General features: G+C 62.3%; 1 protein-coding gene. It reads left to right on the top strand.

Annotated features, from left to right (window positions below; translation table 11 throughout):
* The coding region (locus AC1U89_RS24475) for a CpaE/TadZ family protein (protein WP_479902208.1) at positions 1-785 on the top strand (785 nt) is incomplete at both ends.

Genomic DNA, 785 nt, shown 5'->3' with positions numbered 1-785 from the left:
GGGCGGCAGCCCGGGCCAGCTGCTGGCTCGAAACCTGGGCGGGGCCGTCGATGTACTGGTATTTGGCCCCGACATCAGGACAGAAAAGATGCTCGTCATGGCGGCAGGCCTCGAGCTCGGTTTCCCGGACATTGTGCTGGTGCTGGTGGCAATGGCGGCACCAGAGCYCACGCTGGCCGCCATGCGATCCGGCATCCGAGATGTCCTGCCACCGGATACGGAGGCTGGACGGATGCGGGCAGCGTTGGAACACGCTGCCGAAACGTCCAGGAATCGCAAGCAGATTGCCTCCGAGGAGGCAATCCAGAAACGCGTCCGCGGGCGGGTGATCTCCGTAATGTCCCCTAAGGGAGGGGTGSGTAAGACCACCGTTGCCACCAACCTGGCCGTCGGACTGGCCAAGCTGGCACCCATGGGGGCGGTTATTGTCGATCTCGACCTTCAATTCGGCGACGTAGCCTCGGGGCTGGGTCTGGAGCCCCAATATACGATCAATGACGCAGTGACCGGCGCAGCGTCGAGTGACGCCATGGTTCTGAAGGCCTTTCTTAGCCGGCATCCGTCTGGGGCCTATGCCATGTGTGCGCCGCGGCGGCCGGCGGAAGCTGACCTCATCAAGCCCGCGCATGTGATCACTCTGATCAACCAGCTCTCGCTGGAATTCCCCTATGTCATTTTGGATACGTCGCCGGGACTTGGGGAAGAAGTCTTGGCGGTGCTGGAACTAGCTACCGACGGCGTATGGGTTTGCGGGATGGATATTCCCAGCATCCGTGGCCTCAACC

This window comes from Caulobacter sp. 05T431, assembly GCF_056665975.1.
Note: the sequence above shows the minus strand (reverse complement) of the source record. Positions and strands in the feature narration are given on the sequence as shown.